Here is a 15,463-nt window from a genome sequence, read left to right as displayed (position 1 = left end):
GAATCCCCCGACACGCACGGACCGAGGGTTCAAGTCCCATGCAGGGACCACACCCGCCATGCTCGCGATCGCAGGCGGGAAGGGGGGCTGTGGGAAGACGACGACGGCGCTGGGCATCGCACGCGCCGTGGCGAGGACCGGGCGGCGCCCCGTGGTGGTCGACACCGACCTGGACATGCCCGACCTCCACCGGCGGGCCGGCGTCTCGCGGACGCCCGGCGTCGCGGCCGCCGCGGATCGGGATGCACCGCTGGCCACCGCGCAGGCGTCACCCCGAATCGACGGCGTCGACGTGTTGCCCGGTGCCGGGGCGTCCTCGGCCGCCCTGGCGTCGGTGCTAGACGCGCTCGACGCCAGTGTCCGCCCGGTCCTGCTCGACTGCCCGGCGGGGCCGGTCCGGATGGTGCGACACCGTTGCGCGCCGCGGATCGGTGCGTGCTGGTCTCGACGCCGACGCGACAGAGCCTGCTGGACGCGGTCAAGACGGCGGCGATGGCCCGCCAACTCGATGCGCCGCCGGCGCTCACCGTGGTCTCACAAAGCGACGGTGCCGTCGACCCGGCGCCGCTCCTAGGACCTCACCCTGCGGTCCACGTCCCCGACGTATCACTACCTCCACTCGAAGCGGGGGAACCGGCCGTACAGTACCGAGCGATGGCGAAAAACCTGTACAAGCGGAATGCTTAATCGTGTGGCTGTACGATATTCAGTGAATGGTGAACCGGCTGCGTACGGGCATCGAGGTTCTCGATCGGAAGCTCGACGGCGGTATCCCAGCCGGCAGCATCGTCGCCCTGACGGCCGACCCGGCCAGCCAGGCCGAACTCTTCCTGTACGAACTGACGGCCACGCGCGGGACGCTGTGGCTCTCGCTCGACCGCACCGCCGAGTCGGTGGTCGCCAGCATCGAGCAGACGCCGGCCAACACCGGCGACCCGACGGTGCGACACATCTCCGGGGAGGCGCCGCTGGACAACGCCGGGAAGCTCGTCTCGGCGCTCCCGGAGACGTCCAACCTCATCGTGGACCCTGGACGTCCTGGAGGCCCAGGAGCCCCCGTCCAGGTTCCGCGCGTTCATGAACGACCTCCAGAACCACATCGTCAACACGGGCAGTCTGGCCATCCTCCACTGCCTGGACGGGCGGAGCATCCCGCCGCTCCGGGACACCACCGAGCACTTCGCCGACGTCATCTTCCAGCTCGACACCCGCGTCCGCGGCGACGAGGTGGAGAACCGCCTCGCCATCCCGAAGTTCCGCGGCGGCCGCGCCCCGAAGGACGTCATCAAACTGGACCTCGACGAGGAGGTCAGCATCGACACCTCGCGCGATATCGCCTGAGCGGACCGTCTCTCCGCCGCCGGCGCCGTCCGCCGCTCGTCGTGTCGGTGGTCGCTGTACGGATGTCCGTGCACGTAGCGGCGGCTCCGCCAGACCTCCCAACATCTCGGGGCCTTTCTCGGACGGAGTTACACCAGATATGTACCACTTACCGTCACGCTAATGTGGAGGTACTCCATGGTCGGGATAGGGCTGTACGGGTTGGCGTGGGATTCGGCGTACACACTCTTCGCGTGGACGACGCTCGGTATCTTCTTCGTCGCCACCGTGTTCTGGTTGTTCGAGGTCCTGGTGCTCAGTCGCGCTCCGCGTGGGCCGGTCGAACACGGGCTCGAAGACATCGAAGTCAGGGTCGTGACCGTCGATGCGGCGGCGGTGGTCCAGGGGACGGTGAACGCCCTGCCAGAGGGGTTCGCGGCGGTGCGCGTCGTCGCCGAGCGGGACATCGACGTCGCCGGCGCGGACGTGCGGAACGTGCCGGCGTCGTTCTCGTGTGCCGCCACCCGGAAGGGGCGGGCACTCGAGTGGGCGCGACGCAACGTCGCGTCGACGGCGCCGTACGTCCTCTATCTCGACGAGGACACGATTCTCCGGGAGTGTCCCGGCCTGCCGGACGCGGACGTGGTCCAGCTCTCGGAACAGCCGGTCCGCAGCGGGTCATGGGTCGCGTACCTGGCCGAGATATTTCGGATGGGGTTCCAGATAGAACAGGCCGTGTTCCCGCGGTTCCGGTATCCGCTCTACGCGTGGGGCGGCGGGTTCGCCGTCAGGCGCGACCTGGAGGACCGCGTCACCTGGGACGCCGAGACGGTCACGGAAGACACGAACTTCCTCTGGCGCGCGTTCCAGGACCCCGACGTCGACCTGCAGTTTCTGAACGTCCGCGCGATGAACCAGGCCCCGCCCTCCGTCCGCGAGATGGTCCACCAGCGTCGCCGGTGGATATCGGGGGCCGCCGCAGACTCGCATCTCCTGCCGCTTCGATACAGGCTGCTCTCGCTCCTCCGGAACGCAGCGTGGGGGCTGGTGTTCGTCTCGCCGGCCCTCGCGCTGCCGTTCGTCACGCCGCTGTCTATCGTCGCGTTTCCCGTCGTCTACGGTTACACGGTCGCCTTCCAGCTCGTGGGGCTGTTCGGGTGGGCGTTCCTCGGGTACTGGTACTACGGCGAACGGGTCCGCGTGCTTGCGGCCCTCTTCCTGACGATTCCTGTCGTCGCTGTCGTCCACGCCGTCGGGGCGTTCTGGGCCATCTTCTCGCCCACCACGAACTTCAGAGTCACGGAGAAGGTCGCCCCCGAGTATATCCCGGACCCCCGAATCGACGCGGAACTGGTCGGCGACGAGTCCGACGACGATCCCGACGACCGTGCCCAGGAGCAGGTCGTCGAACCGCCCCGGACCCAGTGACGCCGGACGCCCGGTCTCGCGCCCGAGCGTCGGCTACGGCTCCAAGTTGGGCTCGCCGACCTCCGTACCCAGGACCACCAGGGCGAGCACGAGACCACCCACGGAAACGGCGGCGGCGACGCCCCAGGCGACCCGGCCGGTCAACAGGGTGACGCCGATGCCGAGGGCGATGCCCGGCGGGAGCGCGAAGAGTGCCGGGTAGACGAGCGACGTGCGCATGACTCGTCGTCGCGTGTGGGCCTGAAAACCGTGGTGTTTCGGACCGAGGGCCGCGCCGGCGCCCTTACTCCTCGACGTCGTCGATCTCGTCCATGATCTCCTCGGCGTCGACGTCGGCGTCCTCGAGGGCGTCCTCGATGTCGCCCATGCCGCCACCGCCGCCCATGCCGCCCATCATGCCGGGCATGCCCATGCCCATCCCGCCCAGCTCCTCCTGGACGATGATGCGGTCGATGTCGAGCAGCTGGGTGAGCTGTTGGGCGATCTGCTGTTTGCCCATCATCCACTGCTGGTTCATGGTCAGCTGCGGCGTAGCCTCGATGTAGAGCGTCTCCTTCTCGACCTCGACGGTCTCGTACTCGGGCTCGCTCGCTTCGGCGGCTTCGCCGCCTTCGTCCGAGGCTTCTTCCGAAGCCTCGCTCTCGACGAGCTGTTCTTCCTCGACGGTGTCGGTCTCGAACCAGACGTCGAGCTTCATGTCGAGCATGAGGTCGAGGATGCCCTGGGCCTTCTCCTCTCGGTCGGTGACCTCGGCGACGATCTCGTAGTCGTACTCGACGTCCTCGCCGGCCAGCGGGTGGTTGAAGTCGACGCGTGCGCGCCCGCCGATGATGGTCTCGACGTGGCCGTGCTCGCCGTCGATGTCGACGTGGCCGCCGGGGTAGCGCTCGTCTTCGGGGATCTTGTCCTTCGAGACGGTGCGGACCTCCTCCTCGTCGTATTCGCCGAAGGCGTCGGCGGCCGCGACGGTGACGGTGCCCTCGTCGCCGACCTCCTTGCCCAGGATGTCCTCCTCGACGTCCGGGAAGATGTGGGCCTCTCCCAGGACGATGGTGCGGGGCCCCCAGTCCTGCTGCTCGGTGTCGATGCCGTCCTCCTCCGCGACCGACTCGTCCGTCGTGTCGACCAGCTGGCCGCCGTCGACGGTGCGGGCGGTGTAGGCGAGCTTTGACGACGTCGCCCTCCTGAAGCCCGTCTGTCTGTTCGTCCGCCGTGTCTGCCTCTTCCTCCACCGCTTCCGCGTCGGCCTCGGACTCGTTGCTCATACGGAACTGGTCTGTCGTGGCACTCTTAAGGACAACGTTTCGGGGCCGTCGTCAGTCCGCACCCAGCAGTTCGGCGAGCTTCTCGGCGGCGATGTTCCGCCCGGAGACGGGGATGACGACCGTCTCCCCGGCGAGGTCGTCGCCTGCCTGTCTGGCGGCCGCGACGCCCGTCGCACAGGCTCCCTCGATGACGATGCGCTCGTCGACGAGGAGGTCACGGACGCCCTCGCGGATGGCCGACTCGGAGACGAGGCGGAAGTCGTCCAGCCGCTCGCGGAGCACCTCGAGCGTGAGCGCGAAGGGGACCCGAGTCGCGACGCCCTCGGCCATCGTCTCGACGCGCTCGTGGGGGTCGAGGGTGCCGTCGCGCCAGGCGTCGTGGACGGCCGGCGCCGCCGCGGCCTGGACGCCGACCACTTCGGCGTCCGTCAGCGCGCCGACGGTGAGGCAGTACCCGGCGGCCGTGGAGCCGCCGCCGACGGGACAGAACACCCGGTCGACCGAGGGGAGTTCGTCGACGACTTCGAGGCCGGCCGTGCCGACGCCGGCAACCAGTTTCGGTTCGTTCCCCGAGTGGACGTACCGGGCCCGTCGTTCGGCGGCCAGGTGTTCGATGTGCTCGCGCACGGCGTCGTAGTCGGGGCCGTGCTGGATGACCTCGGCGCCGAACTGCTCCATCGCGGCGACCTTCTCGGGGTTCGCGTCGGCCGGGACGCCGATGGTCACCGGCACGTCGAACTCGCGGCCCGCCCAGGCGATGGACTGGCCGTGGTTGCCCGTACTCGCCGCGAGCAGGCCCCGCTCGCGGAACTCGTCGTCGAGTGTTGCGACCAGGTTGACGCCGCCACGGACCTTGAACGCGCCCGTTGGGAGCGTGTCGTCGCGCTTGAGGTACACATCGGCGCCGAGCTCGGCCGAGAGGGCCTCCGAGCGGACCAGCGGCGTCTCGGGGAGGTGTTGCCGGACGACCTTCCGTGCGGCGGCCACGTCGGCCGTCGACGGCGGCGTCAGGTCGTGATAGGGGAACACTGTCGTCTCGTCCGGCGATTCGACAGGGGTGTACCGGCTGTCCATACCTCCCCTCTCGGGGCCGGGACAGTAAATCACGCGGTCGGAGCGGACCGCTTTTGGGCGACCCGTCCCCACCCCGTGGCATGTACGAAGTCGAAGTGAAGGTGCCCGCAGACCTGGCACGAGTCGGGCGCGCCCTCGCCGACCTCGGGGCCGAGCAGGCGGGCGCGGTGGTGCAGGTGGACACGTACTACGACGCGCCCCACCGGGACTTCGCCGAGACCGACGAGGCGTTGCGCACGCGGGCGGAGACCCGAGACGGCGAGACGACGACGAAGCTCACCTACAAGGGACCGCTCGTCGACGACGAGTCCAAGACCCGCGAGGAGTTCGAGACCGTCGTCGCAGATCCGACCGCGACCGCGAACATCTTCGAGCGGATGGGCTTTGCCCCGGCAGCGACCGTCCACAAGGACCGGCAGTTCTACCGGTACGACGGCTACACCGTGACGCTGGACGACGTCGAGGACGTGGGGGAGTTCGTCGAGGTCGAGACCGAGACCGACGAAACCGGCGTCGAGCGGGCCCGAGAGGGCGCCTACGAGGTCCTCCGTGCACTCGACCTCGACCCGGACGACCAGGTTCGGACCTCCTACCTCGGGATGCTGCTCGAAAATGCAGACGAGTAATCATCGCTGGGCGAACTGTTCCCGTAAGTTATAGAACCCACCGTAGCAAAGGCACGCGCAATGACCGATCGGAACATCCACGTCCAGCCCGAACACGGGCTGGCAGTCGAAGACCAGGACGTCGAGATCGTCGAGCGGAAGGGAATCGGTCACCCCGACTCTATCTGCGACGGCGTCGCCGAGACCGTCGCACGGGCGCTCGCACAGGGCTACATCGAGCGCTTCGGGAAAGTCCTCCACTTCAACACCGACGAGACCCAGCTCGTCGCCGGGACGGCCGCGCCGGCCTACGGCGGCGGCGAGGTGCTCGAACCGATCTACCTCCTCATCGTCGGTCGCGCGACCAAGACATACGACGGACAGCGGTTCCCGGCCGAACGCATCGCACTCGAGGCCGCCCGCGGCTACCTCGACGAGACGTTCCCCCACCTCGACGCCGAGAGCGACATCATCGTCGACGTCCAGCTGGGCGAGGGCTCGGGCGACCTCCAGACGGTCTTCGGCGAGGCGGGTGCCGTCCCGATGGCCAACGACACGAGCTACGGCGTCGGCCACGCGCCGCTCTCCGAGACCGAGCAGATCGTCTACAACACCGAGCGACGGCTGACCGGCGAGTACGCGGCCGACAACCCGGTCGTCGGCCAGGACGTGAAGGTGATGGGCAAGCGCGAGGGCGACCACGTCGACGTCACCGTCGCCGTCGCGATGATCGACGAGCACGTCCCCGACCTGGAGACGTACAAGGCGGCCGTCGAGGACGTCCGCGAGTACGTCCGGACGCTCGCGACGGAGTACACCGACCGCGAGGTGACCGTCCACGTCAACACCGCCGACGACTACGACGAACAGTCCATCTACCTCACGGTGACCGGCACCAGCGCCGAACAGGGTGACGACGGCTCTGTCGGCCGGGGCAACCGCGCGAACGGGCTCATCACGCCCAACCGGCCGATGAGCATGGAGGCAACCTCCGGGAAGAACCCCATCAACCACATCGGGAAGATATACAACCTGCTCTCGACGGAGATCGCCCATTCGGTCGTCGAGGAGGTCGACGGAATCCGCCAGCTCCAGCTGCGTCTGCTGTCCCAGATCGGCTCGCCCATCGACCAGCCACACGTCGCCGACGCGATGCTGGTCACGGAGGACGGCGTCGAAATCGGCGACATCGAGGCCGAGGTCCGCGCGGCCGTCGACGAGGAACTGGCGGCCGTGACCGACGTCACCGAACAGGTCATCGAGGGCGACGTCTCGACGTTCTAAGTCGGCTGTAAGCCGCCCGTCACGTCGCCGGTCGATACTCGGATTTCTGGTACGTATCTCCTCGACCGTCGGGTCGCCGGAGACGTCAGGTATGCCACAGTTAGCATCGGGTAGCGAGCCTACTGTTCAGCGGTGTTAACACATAACAAAGTTCGCCCGCTCCATAGCTGCAGTGCCACCAAGGCACCGCACCGACGACGAACCACGACACAGCGACACCCGACAATGGCGACAACAGAGTCAGCGACAGACGTCCGAGAGGACATGGAGGAGACGTTCGGGATGGTCCCGTCCCCGCTGGATTCGATTCCGGAGGGGGACGTGGCCTCCGAGTGGCCGTTCTTCAAGAAGTACACGGTCGGCGAGTCCGAGATCCCCCCGAAGTACCGCGAACTGATGGGCCTGGCCGTCGCGGCCAACATCAAGTGCCCATACTGCCTGCACTTCCACCGGACGGCGGCGGAACTGCACGGCGCGACCGAGGCGGAACTGGAGGAGGTGGTCTCGCTCGCGAGTCTGACCTCGCGGTACAGCGCGATGCTGCACGCGTCCGGCAAGGACATCGCGGAGTTCGAGGCGGATCTGGCAAAGATAGTGGACCACCTCGAGGCCCAGGGCGGCGACTGAACCGGCGACGAACAGTCGGCAGGGAAGCCGACACCCATTTATTTCCCATCCGGGTACCTCGGATATGTACCCGCCCGGCGCCGACGTGGTCCTCGTCAGACACGGCGACATCGGTGTCAAGAGCGAGCAGGTCCGCCGGAAGATGGAGACCCGACTCGCGGCGAATCTCCGAGCCATGCTCGAGGACCGGGGCGTCGACGGCGACGTCGAACAGCGGCGCAACCGGCTGTTCGTCCACACGACCGACCCCGAGGGCGCCACCGCGGCCGCGGCCGACACGTTCGGCGTCTCGTCGGCCTCGCCGGCCGCGACCGTCGACCCGACGCTCGAGGCCATCTCCGGGGCGCTGGCGGCCGCAGCGCGTGACCACTACGACGGCGGGGCGTTCGCGGTCAGGGCCCGACGGGCGGGACCCGCCGACGCACACCCGTTCGCGAGCACCGACATCGAGTCCGAAGGCGGCGCGGCGGTCTGGGACGCGATCGCGGCGCTTGGCGAGGACCCCGTCGTGGACCTCGAGGACCCGGACTTCGAACTGTTCGTCGAGTGCCGGGAGACGGAGGCGTTCGTCTTCCTCGAACGTCGCGACGGCCCGGGGGGACTCCCGCTGGGGAGCCAGCGCCCCGTCGTCGCGCTGGTCAGTGGCGGCATCGACTCGCCAGTGGCCGCCTGGCACCTCATGCGCCGTGGCGCCCCGGTCGTCCCGGTCTACGTCGACCTCGGTGACTACGGCGGGGTCGACCACGAGGCTCGCGCGCTGGCGACCGTCGAGACGCTGGCCGCCTCCGCGCCGACCGAGGACCTCTCGACGCACGTCGTCGACGCGGGCGACGTCGCAGCCGACCTGGACACCACGATGGGCGACTTGCGGATGCTCGCGCTCCGCCGGTTCATGCTGTCGGCCGCTGAGGCCGTCGCGGAGGACGTCGGCGCCGTCGGCATCGTCACGGGCGAAGCCATCGGCCAGAAGTCCAGTCAGACAAGCGCGAACCTCGCCGTCACCGACGCGGCCACGGCGCTCCCGGTCCATCGGCCGCTACTCACGGCCGACAAGCCCGAGATCACCCAGCAGGCCCGCGAACTCGGCACCTTCGGCGACGCGACCGTCGACGCCGGGTGTGACCGCCTCGCGCCGTCGCTTCCGGAGACGGACGCATCGCTCGAGGCGGTGCGAGCGGCCGAACCCGACGACCTGCTCGAACGCGCCAGGGCGGCGGCGCGCGACCGGTCGGTCGTCCCCATCGAAAGGTAAATCTCCGGGGCGGGCGAGGGCACTGACATGACGCAGGTCTGTCTCGTCGGGAGCGAGGACATCAACCTCCGCTACGAACTGCTCTCGCGTGAGACCGCCCGGAACGCGCTGGCGACCTACGACCTGCAGGAACCGTTCGAGAACTGCCTGGCCGTCGAGACGGTCAGTCTGGGCGCGGCGGTGGCCCTGCTGAACGACCTGAACTGGTACCTCGTCCGGTTCGTCGACGCCGCCTTCGTCCGCGAACCGTCGATTCACGAGACCGAGTGGCTCTCTCGGGACCTGGCGACGGCCGTCAGGGACGACGCCGTCGGCCCCGACGAGACGGACCGGTTCCTCACGGTGTACGGCGTCGTCAGGGACGACGAAGCCGACGTGGAAGACGCCGACGACGACGCGGAGACGGACGCCGGCACGCCGTCTGCGGAGCCGCCGGCCCAGGAGGGTCCGCCACGGCTCGTCGAGCCGATGCTCGTGGCGCGGACGGGCGACGGCATCCCCGAGTACGACCTGCGCGAGGTGGACGACACGCTCGTCGTCAGAGTCACCGAGGACGAGTTCGGCGCGTGACCACCGTACGGAAACGACGGAAGCGCCCGTGTGTCAGAGGCACGACCCATCTGGTTTCCAGCGGGCGCTTCGCCGGGCCCGTTCGTGCCGCCGAACCGGACCCACTCCTATCGTTTCAGTTCAGGGGTACATATACCGAGGGACCGGCAATTCTCCCGGCCCCTGAGCGTGGCCCCGTGTTCGCGGTGTTTTCACCCGCGTGAGTGACAGCATGGCGACCGAAAACGAGTTATTATCCGACGGCGAATATGTAGAACAAAATGTGTGATGTGTCGGCGACGGCTGACATCGTCGCGAAGCGGACCGACGTGCTCCGGGCACTCACGACCCCGCTGACCAAACCTGAACTGGTCGAGGCGCTCGACACGTCCCGGTCGACGGTGGACAGGGCCGTCGGGGCGCTCCAGGACTGCCGCCTCGTCGAACGAGAGGGGAGCCGGTACCGCGTGACGTTCGCCGGCGAGGAGGCGCTCGCGGCCTACGAGGGGTTTCTCGACCGTCTGGAGACACTGCTCGCCGCACAGCCGGTACTGGCCGCGCTCGACGGGCACGTCGACGTCGACCCGGCGATTCTACACGGCGCGGACGTCGTCGAGTCGACGCGGGCCGCCCCCGAGGCCCCCATCGAACACACGATCTCGCTGTTCGAGGGCGCGACGAAGTTCCGTGGCACCGGCCCGGCGGTCATCCCCCGCTACATCGACGCGATGGTCGGCCTCGTCGAGCGGGGGGCGACGGTCGAACTGGTCGTGACCCAGACGGTCGCCGACGCCCTGGAGAGCGAGTATCCGGACGGCCTGGCCGACCTGACGGACGCGGCGACCCTCTCACTGTTTGTCACCGACGAGCCCATGTCGACGGCGGTGTGGACGGCCGAGCGCCCGTCCGGGACCGTCAGCGGCCTGGTGACCTACGCGGACGCTGGCATCAGCGGCGTCGTCAACAACGACACCGAGACGATGAACGCGTGGGCCGCCGACCAGTACGAGGCCTACCGGGAGTCCGCTACCCGCCTCGACTAGTCGAACATCCCGGTCGACATGTACCGCTCGCCGCTGTCCCAGAACACTGTGACGACCAGCGGGTCCTCGACGCCCTCGTCGCGGAGGCGCCGTGCGACGTCGTAGGCCGCGACGTTCGACGCGCCGGAGGACTGGCCGACGAGAATACCCTCCTCGCGGGCGAGTCGACGACACTCGGTCTCGGCTTCCTCGAGGGTGACCGTCACGACGTCGTCCAGGAGGTCGACGTCCAGGTTCTCGCTGACGAAGCCCGGCCCCATCCCCTGGAAGCTGTCCTCGCCGGTCCCCGGTTCCATGCCCGAGAGCACGGCGTTGTTCTCGGGTTCGACGGCGATCACCTCGAGGTCCGGGTACGCCTCCTTGAGCCGGCGGCCCGTGCCGGTGATGGTGCCGCCGGTCCCGACGCCCGCGACGAGCGCGTCGACGGTCCGGTCGCCGACCTGGTCGACGACCTCGACGCCGGTCGTCTGGTAGTGGGCCTCGGGGTTCGCGGGGTTCTCGAACTGGCGCAGCTGGACGTACCCCTCCCGCTCGGTCAGTTCGTCGGCGCGCTCTTTCGCCGCCGAGATGTCCCCGTCGACGAGCTCGATGTCGGCGCCGTAGGCCTTCATTATCTGGCGGCGCTCGGGCGACTTCGAGGACGGCATCACGAGGACGACGTCGTAGCCCTTCGCGGCGCCGACCATGGCCATCCCGATGCCGGTGTTGCCGCTGGTCGGCTCCACGAGCGTGTCGCCGTCGGCGAGCGTCCCCTCGCGTTCGGCCCGCTCTATCATGAACCTCGCCGGGCGGTCCTTCGCGGACCCGCCGGGGTTGAACGATTCGACCTTCGCGGCGACTGTCGCGCCCTCGGGTGCCCGCACGGAGACCAGCGGGGACCCGATGGTGTCGACGATAGACGCGTCCATTGGCGGGGCGTACGCAACCCCGGCATAAACCCCTAGTGGCACCGCCAAAGCGTGCGGGGAGTCACGGGTCTCGGCAGCGTTTTCCGACGGCCCGACAAGCCGGACATTTCAAGCCTCCCGACGTGCTAGGCGTCACCATGAGCGAGACGGAGCGGCTCGAGACGATGGAACCGAACCCGGTGTGGGTCGCCGACGCCTACACCGACACCGTGGACACCCTGAGCGAGTACGGTGACGACCTCGTCTTCCGCGTGTGGGGCGGCGACTGGTGCAAGGACTGCCGGTCGCAGCTGCCCGACTTCGGCGCGGCCCTGAAGGCCGCCGAGGTGCCCGAGGCGAACGTCCACCACTACCCGACCGAGAAGGCCGAGGACGGTTCGAAGACCGGTCCCGGCGTCGAGGCGTACGGCATCGAGTACATCCCGACGGTGGTCGTCGAGTACGACGGCGAGGAGATCGCGCGGTTCGTCGAGGACGAACCCGTGCCAATCGCCGTCTACCTCGCCGAGCGGATCGCCGACGCCCTCGAGTGAGCGCCGCGCCTCGGATACTATTTTCACGGTGGGTCGTGCAGGAGGGATATGAACGTCGTTGCCGACGATTCGTTCGAAGAGGTCGAGGTCGAACCGGGCGTCTACCTCGCACAACTGGCGGGCGGCGAGGAGATGAGCATCCAGCACCTCCGGATGGAACCCGACGCGCTCATTCCGGAGCACAGCCACCACCACGAGCAGGTCGGGTACGTCTACCAGGGCGAACAGACGTTCATCCTCGCGGACGGCGAGGCGGTGACCGTCGGCCCCGGCGGGTCCTACCAGCTCGCGAGCCACGAGGTCCACGAGGTCGAGAACCGCGGCGACGAGGAACTGCTCGCCGTCGACATCTTCAGTCCGCCACGGACCAACCCAGACTGGATGGAGTGAGCCGCGACCCGCCGGTGCGGGGCCGCCCAGTTTTATGTCGGGGCCACGTCTCTCCCCGGACATGCGAGCCGTACGCCTCGACAAACACGGTGGGACAGACGTACTGAGTGTCGAAGAGACCGAGCGACCGGAGCCGGTGGCAGACGAACTCCTCGTCGAAGTCGGCGCCGCCGGCGTGAACCCCGTCGACACGTACTTCCGGGACGGGTCGTACACGCCGGTCTCGCTGCCCTTCACGCCGGGTGTCGACGTCGCGGGCGTCGTCAGCGCCACCGGCGACGCGGTCTCCGGGTTCGAGCCGGGCGACCGCGTCTACGGGACCGGTATCGGGAACGGCTCCTTCCAGGGGGGCTACGCCGAGTACGCGACGGTCCCGACTGACAGGGTCGTCCACCTGCCCGACGGCGTCGACATGGCGGAGGCCGGCGCGGCGGGCGTCGTCGCCGTCACGGCCTGGCGCGCGCTGGTCGACCACGCCGGCCTGGACCCCGCCGAGCGCTGTCTGATCCACGGGGGCTCGGGCGGCGTCGGTCACGCGGCCGTCCAGATCGGTGCAGCGGTCAGCGCCCGCGTCGTCACGACGGCGGCCCCCGAGTACCACGAGACGCTGGCGGACCTGGGCGCCGAGACGGTGCTCGACTACGCCCGTGACGACCTGGCGGATGCCATCACCGAAGCCTCCGACGGCGGCGTCGATGTCGTTCTGGATCACCGCCTCGACGACTACCTCCAGCTGGACGCCGACGTGGCGAACACGGGCGCCCGCGTGGTCGGCATCGGGGAGAACCAGCCCGACCCCGCCTTCACGAACGACGGGGCCGCTCGCTCGAAGGACGTCAACTACCAGTTCATGAGCATGTTCAACACGCCGGACCTTCGGGTCCCGCTTCGCGGGGTCGCCCACCTCATGGACGCCGGCGCGCTGTCGATAGAGATCGCCCGCTCGTACGACATGGAGGAGGCCGCTGAGGCCCAGCGGGCGGTCATGGAGGACAGCTTCATGGGCAAGCTCGTCGTCGAGCCCTGAGCGAAGGCCCGCGTCCCGTCAGTTCTGCCCCCACTCCAGCGCCGCCGTCAGGTCGTGTTGCGGCGGCGAGCACGCGAAGTTCCGGCAGGCGTAGACCGTCGGCTCGCCGTCGACCGGGCCGCGACCGGCCCAGATAGGCGGTGCGTCCTCGAGTCCGAGCGATTCGAGCCAGTCCTCGAAGTCCGCCCCGTCGGCCGGCCGCCAGGCGAGCAGGCGACGCGGGACGTACCGCTGGGCCAGCGTTCGCTCCCACTCGGCCGGCGGGGCCTCGACGTCGCCAACGAGCGTGAGTTCGAGCGCGCCCTGCTGGTAGGTGTCCGTCGCGAGCGTCAGCGAAGCGTGCTGGAGCGGGTTCGAGGAGACCCGGTCCGCGTGGGTTCGGACGACTGCCTCGGCCACCGACTCGAAGCGGTCCTCGGCCCCGAAGTGCGAGAGCGCGAGCAGGAGTTCGACGGCGACGCCGGTGCTGGAGGGCGTCGACTGGTCGGTCAGCTCCTGCGGCCGGGCGACCAGCGACTCGCCGCCGGTGGGCGTGAAGTACAGCGTCTCCGCGTCGGCGTCCCAGAACGCCTCGCAGATGGCCGTCGCCAGGTCGCGGGCGAACGCGAGGTGCTCGACGTCGCCGGTGGCCTCGAAGAGGTTCAGCGCGCCCCGCCCGAGGAAGGCGTAGTCCTCCAGGTAGCCGTCGATGGCGACGTCGCCGTCCTTGTACCGGCGCCGGAGACGGCTCTCGTCGGCGTCCCAGAGGTGATCGCGGACGAACGAGAGCGCGTCGGCCGCCACGTCGGCGTACGCGTCGTCCAGCACGATAGCGCCCTCGGCGAGCGCCGAGATCATCAGGCCGTTCCACCCCGCGAGCACCTTCTCGTCGCGGGCGGGTCGCGGGCGCGACTCGCGGGCGTCGAAGGCCTGGTTCAGCGCGGTCTGGAGGTGTGAGAGCACCTCGTCCTCGGTCAGGTCGAACTCCTCGGCGACAGCCCCGACGGGCTTGCGGACCGCCAGGACCCGCGCGCCGTCGAACTGGCCCCTGCCGTCGACGCCGTAATACGCACAGAAGACGTCCGCGGCCGTCTCGTCGTCGATGGCCGCGTGGGCCTGCTCGGGGGTCCAGACGTAGAACGCGCCCTCCTCGGTGTCACCGTCCGGGTCCTCCGGCGGGGCGCTCACCGCGTCGAGCGTGCTGAAAAAGCCCCCATCGGGGTGCTGGAGTTCGCGCTGGACGAACGCGAACGTCTCCCTGACGACCGACGCGTACCGTTCCGACCCGATGGCCTGGTAGCCCGCGAGGAACGCCCGGGGGATCTCGGCGTTGTCGTAGAGCATCTTCTCGAAGTGGGGGACCGCCCACTGCGGGTCGGTGGCGTAGCGGTGGAAGCCGCCGCCGACGTGGTCGTACAGCCCCCGGTCGGCCATGACGTCCAGCGTCTCCTCGACGACCTGGAGGTAGTCGTCCTGGCCACCATCCGCGTGTGCTCTGAGGAGGGCGTGGATACGTCCGGTCTGTGGGAACTTCGGCCCGCCCGACCCCAGCCGCCGTGCTGGCGGTCCGCCCCCCGGTGAGCGACCGTCGCCGCGGTCTGGACGAGGTCCTCGTCGGGGTCCGCCGGCTGGCCGGCCGTCGCCTCCAGGTCGCTCTCGATGGCGTTGGTCCACTGCCGGGCGCGGGTCTCCATCTCCGCGCGCTGTTCGGGGTCGGCCCAGGAGTTCGCCAGGTCGCGCAACAGGTCGCGAAACCCTGGCTGGCCGCGTTTCTCCTCTGGCGGGAAGTAGGTCCCGACGTAGAACGGCTTCCCGTCGGGCGTCAGCCAGGCCGACAGGGGCCACCCCCCGCCGCCGGTCACCTGCTGGCAGATGCTCATGTACACCGAGTCGACGTCCGGCCGCTCCTCGCGGTCGACCTTGATGGGGACGTAGTGCTCGTTGAGCAGTTCCGCGGTGGCCTCGTCCTGAAAGCTCTCCTCTTCCATGACGTGACACCAGTGGCAGGCGGCGTAGCCGATAGAGAGGAAGATGGGGACGTTCCGCTCCCGCGCGGCCTGGAGCGCCTGTTCGTCCCACGGCTGCCACTTGACAGGGTTGTCCGCGTGCTGGCGGAGGTAGGGGCTCTGGGCCTCGTCGAGGCGGTTCCGTCGCGTCGGGTCCGTGCTGTCGCTCATGC

The 15,463-nt window shown here is 69.1% G+C and carries 14 protein-coding genes and 3 pseudogenes; 12 read left to right on the top strand and 5 right to left on the bottom strand.

Annotated elements, in window-relative coordinates; all coding sequences use genetic code 11:
* Nucleotides 1–58: 58 nt before the first annotated feature.
* The 3 genes and pseudogenes from P1N55_RS04000 (at nt 59) to P1N55_RS03990 (ending at nt 2,748) form a co-directional block, all read left to right on the top strand.
* Entirely contained in the window at nt 59–574 is a 516-nt protein-coding gene (locus tag P1N55_RS04000) for a MinD/ParA family ATP-binding protein (protein ID WP_276277691.1), read from the top strand.
* A gap of 139 nt (nt 575–713) precedes the next feature.
* Nucleotides 714–1,341: pseudogene (locus P1N55_RS03995) on the top strand (RAD55 family ATPase).
* A gap of 177 nt (nt 1,342–1,518) precedes the next feature.
* Nucleotides 1,519–2,748, top strand: coding sequence for a glycosyltransferase family 2 protein (locus P1N55_RS03990; protein ID WP_276277690.1), 1,230 nt, complete (start codon nt 1,519–1,521; stop codon nt 2,746–2,748).
* A 33-nt stretch (nt 2,749–2,781) separates the two neighbouring features.
* On the opposite strand, the gene P1N55_RS03985 is transcribed toward P1N55_RS03990, so the two are convergent.
* From P1N55_RS03985 to P1N55_RS03975, 3 genes and pseudogenes are all read right to left on the bottom strand, one after another.
* A complete protein-coding gene (locus P1N55_RS03985; RefSeq protein WP_276277689.1) occupies nt 2,782–2,967 on the bottom strand; it encodes a hypothetical protein in 186 nt (61 codons plus the stop codon).
* A gap of 64 nt (nt 2,968–3,031) precedes the next feature.
* Nucleotides 3,032–4,013: pseudogene (locus P1N55_RS03980) on the bottom strand (FKBP-type peptidyl-prolyl cis-trans isomerase).
* 51 nt (nt 4,014–4,064) lie between these two features.
* Nucleotides 4,065–5,087 carry a threonine ammonia-lyase gene (locus P1N55_RS03975; RefSeq protein WP_276277688.1) on the bottom strand — a complete coding sequence of 341 codons (1,023 nt, stop codon included), beginning with the start codon at nt 5,085–5,087 and terminating at the stop codon, nt 4,065–4,067.
* An 80-nt stretch (nt 5,088–5,167) separates the two neighbouring features.
* Between P1N55_RS03975 and cyaB the strand changes: the two genes are divergently transcribed.
* From cyaB to P1N55_RS03945, 6 genes are all read left to right on the top strand, one after another.
* The gene (gene cyaB, locus P1N55_RS03970) at nt 5,168–5,713 is read left to right on the top strand and encodes a class IV adenylate cyclase (RefSeq protein ID WP_276277687.1); all 546 of its coding nucleotides are present in this window, start codon (nt 5,168–5,170) and stop codon (nt 5,711–5,713) included.
* Nucleotides 5,714–5,773: 60 nt separating this feature from the next.
* Nucleotides 5,774–6,976: a methionine adenosyltransferase gene (locus P1N55_RS03965; protein ID WP_276277686.1), complete on the top strand. Its 1,203-nt coding sequence runs from the start codon at nt 5,774–5,776 to the stop codon at nt 6,974–6,976.
* A 225-nt stretch (nt 6,977–7,201) separates the two neighbouring features.
* The gene (locus tag P1N55_RS03960; protein ID WP_276277685.1) at nt 7,202–7,603 is read left to right on the top strand and encodes a carboxymuconolactone decarboxylase family protein; all 402 of its coding nucleotides are present in this window, start codon (nt 7,202–7,204) and stop codon (nt 7,601–7,603) included.
* Nucleotides 7,604–7,667: 64 nt separating this feature from the next.
* Nucleotides 7,668–8,855 carry a tRNA sulfurtransferase gene (locus P1N55_RS03955; protein WP_276277684.1) on the top strand — a complete coding sequence of 396 codons (1,188 nt, stop codon included), beginning with the start codon at nt 7,668–7,670 and terminating at the stop codon, nt 8,853–8,855.
* Nucleotides 8,856–8,882: 27 nt separating this feature from the next.
* Complete coding sequence (locus P1N55_RS03950; protein WP_276277683.1) at nt 8,883–9,425, top strand: DUF5804 family protein; 543 nt, start codon at nt 8,883–8,885, stop codon at nt 9,423–9,425.
* Nucleotides 9,426–9,685: 260 nt separating this feature from the next.
* Nucleotides 9,686–10,447, top strand: coding sequence for a helix-turn-helix transcriptional regulator (locus tag P1N55_RS03945; RefSeq protein ID WP_276277682.1), 762 nt, complete (start codon nt 9,686–9,688; stop codon nt 10,445–10,447).
* Here the strand turns inward: P1N55_RS03945 and P1N55_RS03940 are convergent.
* On the bottom strand, nt 10,444–11,355 hold the full coding sequence (locus tag P1N55_RS03940; protein WP_276277681.1) for a PLP-dependent cysteine synthase family protein: 912 nt from the start codon (nt 11,353–11,355) through the stop codon (nt 10,444–10,446). The genes P1N55_RS03945 and P1N55_RS03940 overlap by 4 nt on opposite strands.
* Before the next feature lie 137 nt (nt 11,356–11,492).
* Between P1N55_RS03940 and P1N55_RS03935 the strand changes: the two genes are divergently transcribed.
* The 3 genes from P1N55_RS03935 (at nt 11,493) to P1N55_RS03925 (ending at nt 13,305) form a co-directional block, all read left to right on the top strand.
* On the top strand, nt 11,493–11,888 hold the full coding sequence (locus P1N55_RS03935) for a thioredoxin family protein (RefSeq protein ID WP_276277680.1): 396 nt from the start codon (nt 11,493–11,495) through the stop codon (nt 11,886–11,888).
* A gap of 48 nt (nt 11,889–11,936) precedes the next feature.
* The gene (locus P1N55_RS03930) at nt 11,937–12,278 is read left to right on the top strand and encodes a cupin domain-containing protein (protein WP_276277679.1); all 342 of its coding nucleotides are present in this window, start codon (nt 11,937–11,939) and stop codon (nt 12,276–12,278) included.
* Between the two features lie 61 nt (nt 12,279–12,339).
* Nucleotides 12,340–13,305 (top strand): NADPH:quinone reductase, encoded by a 966-nt coding sequence (locus P1N55_RS03925; RefSeq protein ID WP_276277678.1) that lies wholly within the window; start codon nt 12,340–12,342, stop codon nt 13,303–13,305.
* A gap of 18 nt (nt 13,306–13,323) precedes the next feature.
* On the opposite strand, the pseudogene P1N55_RS03920 reads toward P1N55_RS03925, so the two are convergent.
* Nucleotides 13,324–15,461 (bottom strand): annotated as a pseudogene (locus P1N55_RS03920) (thioredoxin domain-containing protein).
* Between the last annotated feature and the right edge of the window lie 2 nt (nt 15,462–15,463).

Origin of the sequence: Haloarcula regularis (assembly GCF_029338315.1) — an archaeon.
Classification (GTDB): Archaea; Halobacteriota; Halobacteria; order Halobacteriales; family Haloarculaceae; genus Haloarcula; species Haloarcula regularis.
The sequence above is the reverse complement of the archived record's forward strand: the minus strand, read 5'-3'. Positions and strand labels throughout refer to the sequence as shown.

Bases quoted from the DNA above. Each gene is read 5' to 3' on its own strand.
- P1N55_RS03960 (WP_276277685.1), top strand. From the start codon at position 7,202: ATGGCGACAACAGAGTCAGCGACAGACGTCCGAGAGGACATGGAGGAG.
- P1N55_RS03990 (WP_276277690.1), top strand. From the start codon at position 1,519: ATGGTCGGGATAGGGCTGTACGGGTTGGCGTGGGATTCGGCGTACACA.
- P1N55_RS03940 (WP_276277681.1), bottom strand. From the start codon at position 11,355: ATGGACGCGTCTATCGTCGACACCATCGGGTCCCCGCTGGTCTCCGTG.
- P1N55_RS03930 (WP_276277679.1), top strand. From the start codon at position 11,937: ATGAACGTCGTTGCCGACGATTCGTTCGAAGAGGTCGAGGTCGAACCG.
- P1N55_RS03975 (WP_276277688.1), bottom strand. From the start codon at position 5,087: ATGGACAGCCGGTACACCCCTGTCGAATCGCCGGACGAGACGACAGTG.
- P1N55_RS03935 (WP_276277680.1), top strand. From the start codon at position 11,493: ATGAGCGAGACGGAGCGGCTCGAGACGATGGAACCGAACCCGGTGTGG.
- P1N55_RS03985 (WP_276277689.1), bottom strand. From the start codon at position 2,967: ATGCGCACGTCGCTCGTCTACCCGGCACTCTTCGCGCTCCCGCCGGGC.
- P1N55_RS03950 (WP_276277683.1), top strand. From the start codon at position 8,883: ATGACGCAGGTCTGTCTCGTCGGGAGCGAGGACATCAACCTCCGCTAC.
- P1N55_RS03965 (WP_276277686.1), top strand. From the start codon at position 5,774: ATGACCGATCGGAACATCCACGTCCAGCCCGAACACGGGCTGGCAGTC.
- P1N55_RS03945 (WP_276277682.1), top strand. From the start codon at position 9,686: ATGTGTGATGTGTCGGCGACGGCTGACATCGTCGCGAAGCGGACCGAC.
- P1N55_RS03925 (WP_276277678.1), top strand. From the start codon at position 12,340: ATGCGAGCCGTACGCCTCGACAAACACGGTGGGACAGACGTACTGAGT.
- cyaB (WP_276277687.1), top strand. From the start codon at position 5,168: ATGTACGAAGTCGAAGTGAAGGTGCCCGCAGACCTGGCACGAGTCGGG.
- P1N55_RS03955 (WP_276277684.1), top strand. From the start codon at position 7,668: ATGTACCCGCCCGGCGCCGACGTGGTCCTCGTCAGACACGGCGACATC.
- P1N55_RS04000 (WP_276277691.1), top strand. From the start codon at position 59: ATGCTCGCGATCGCAGGCGGGAAGGGGGGCTGTGGGAAGACGACGACG.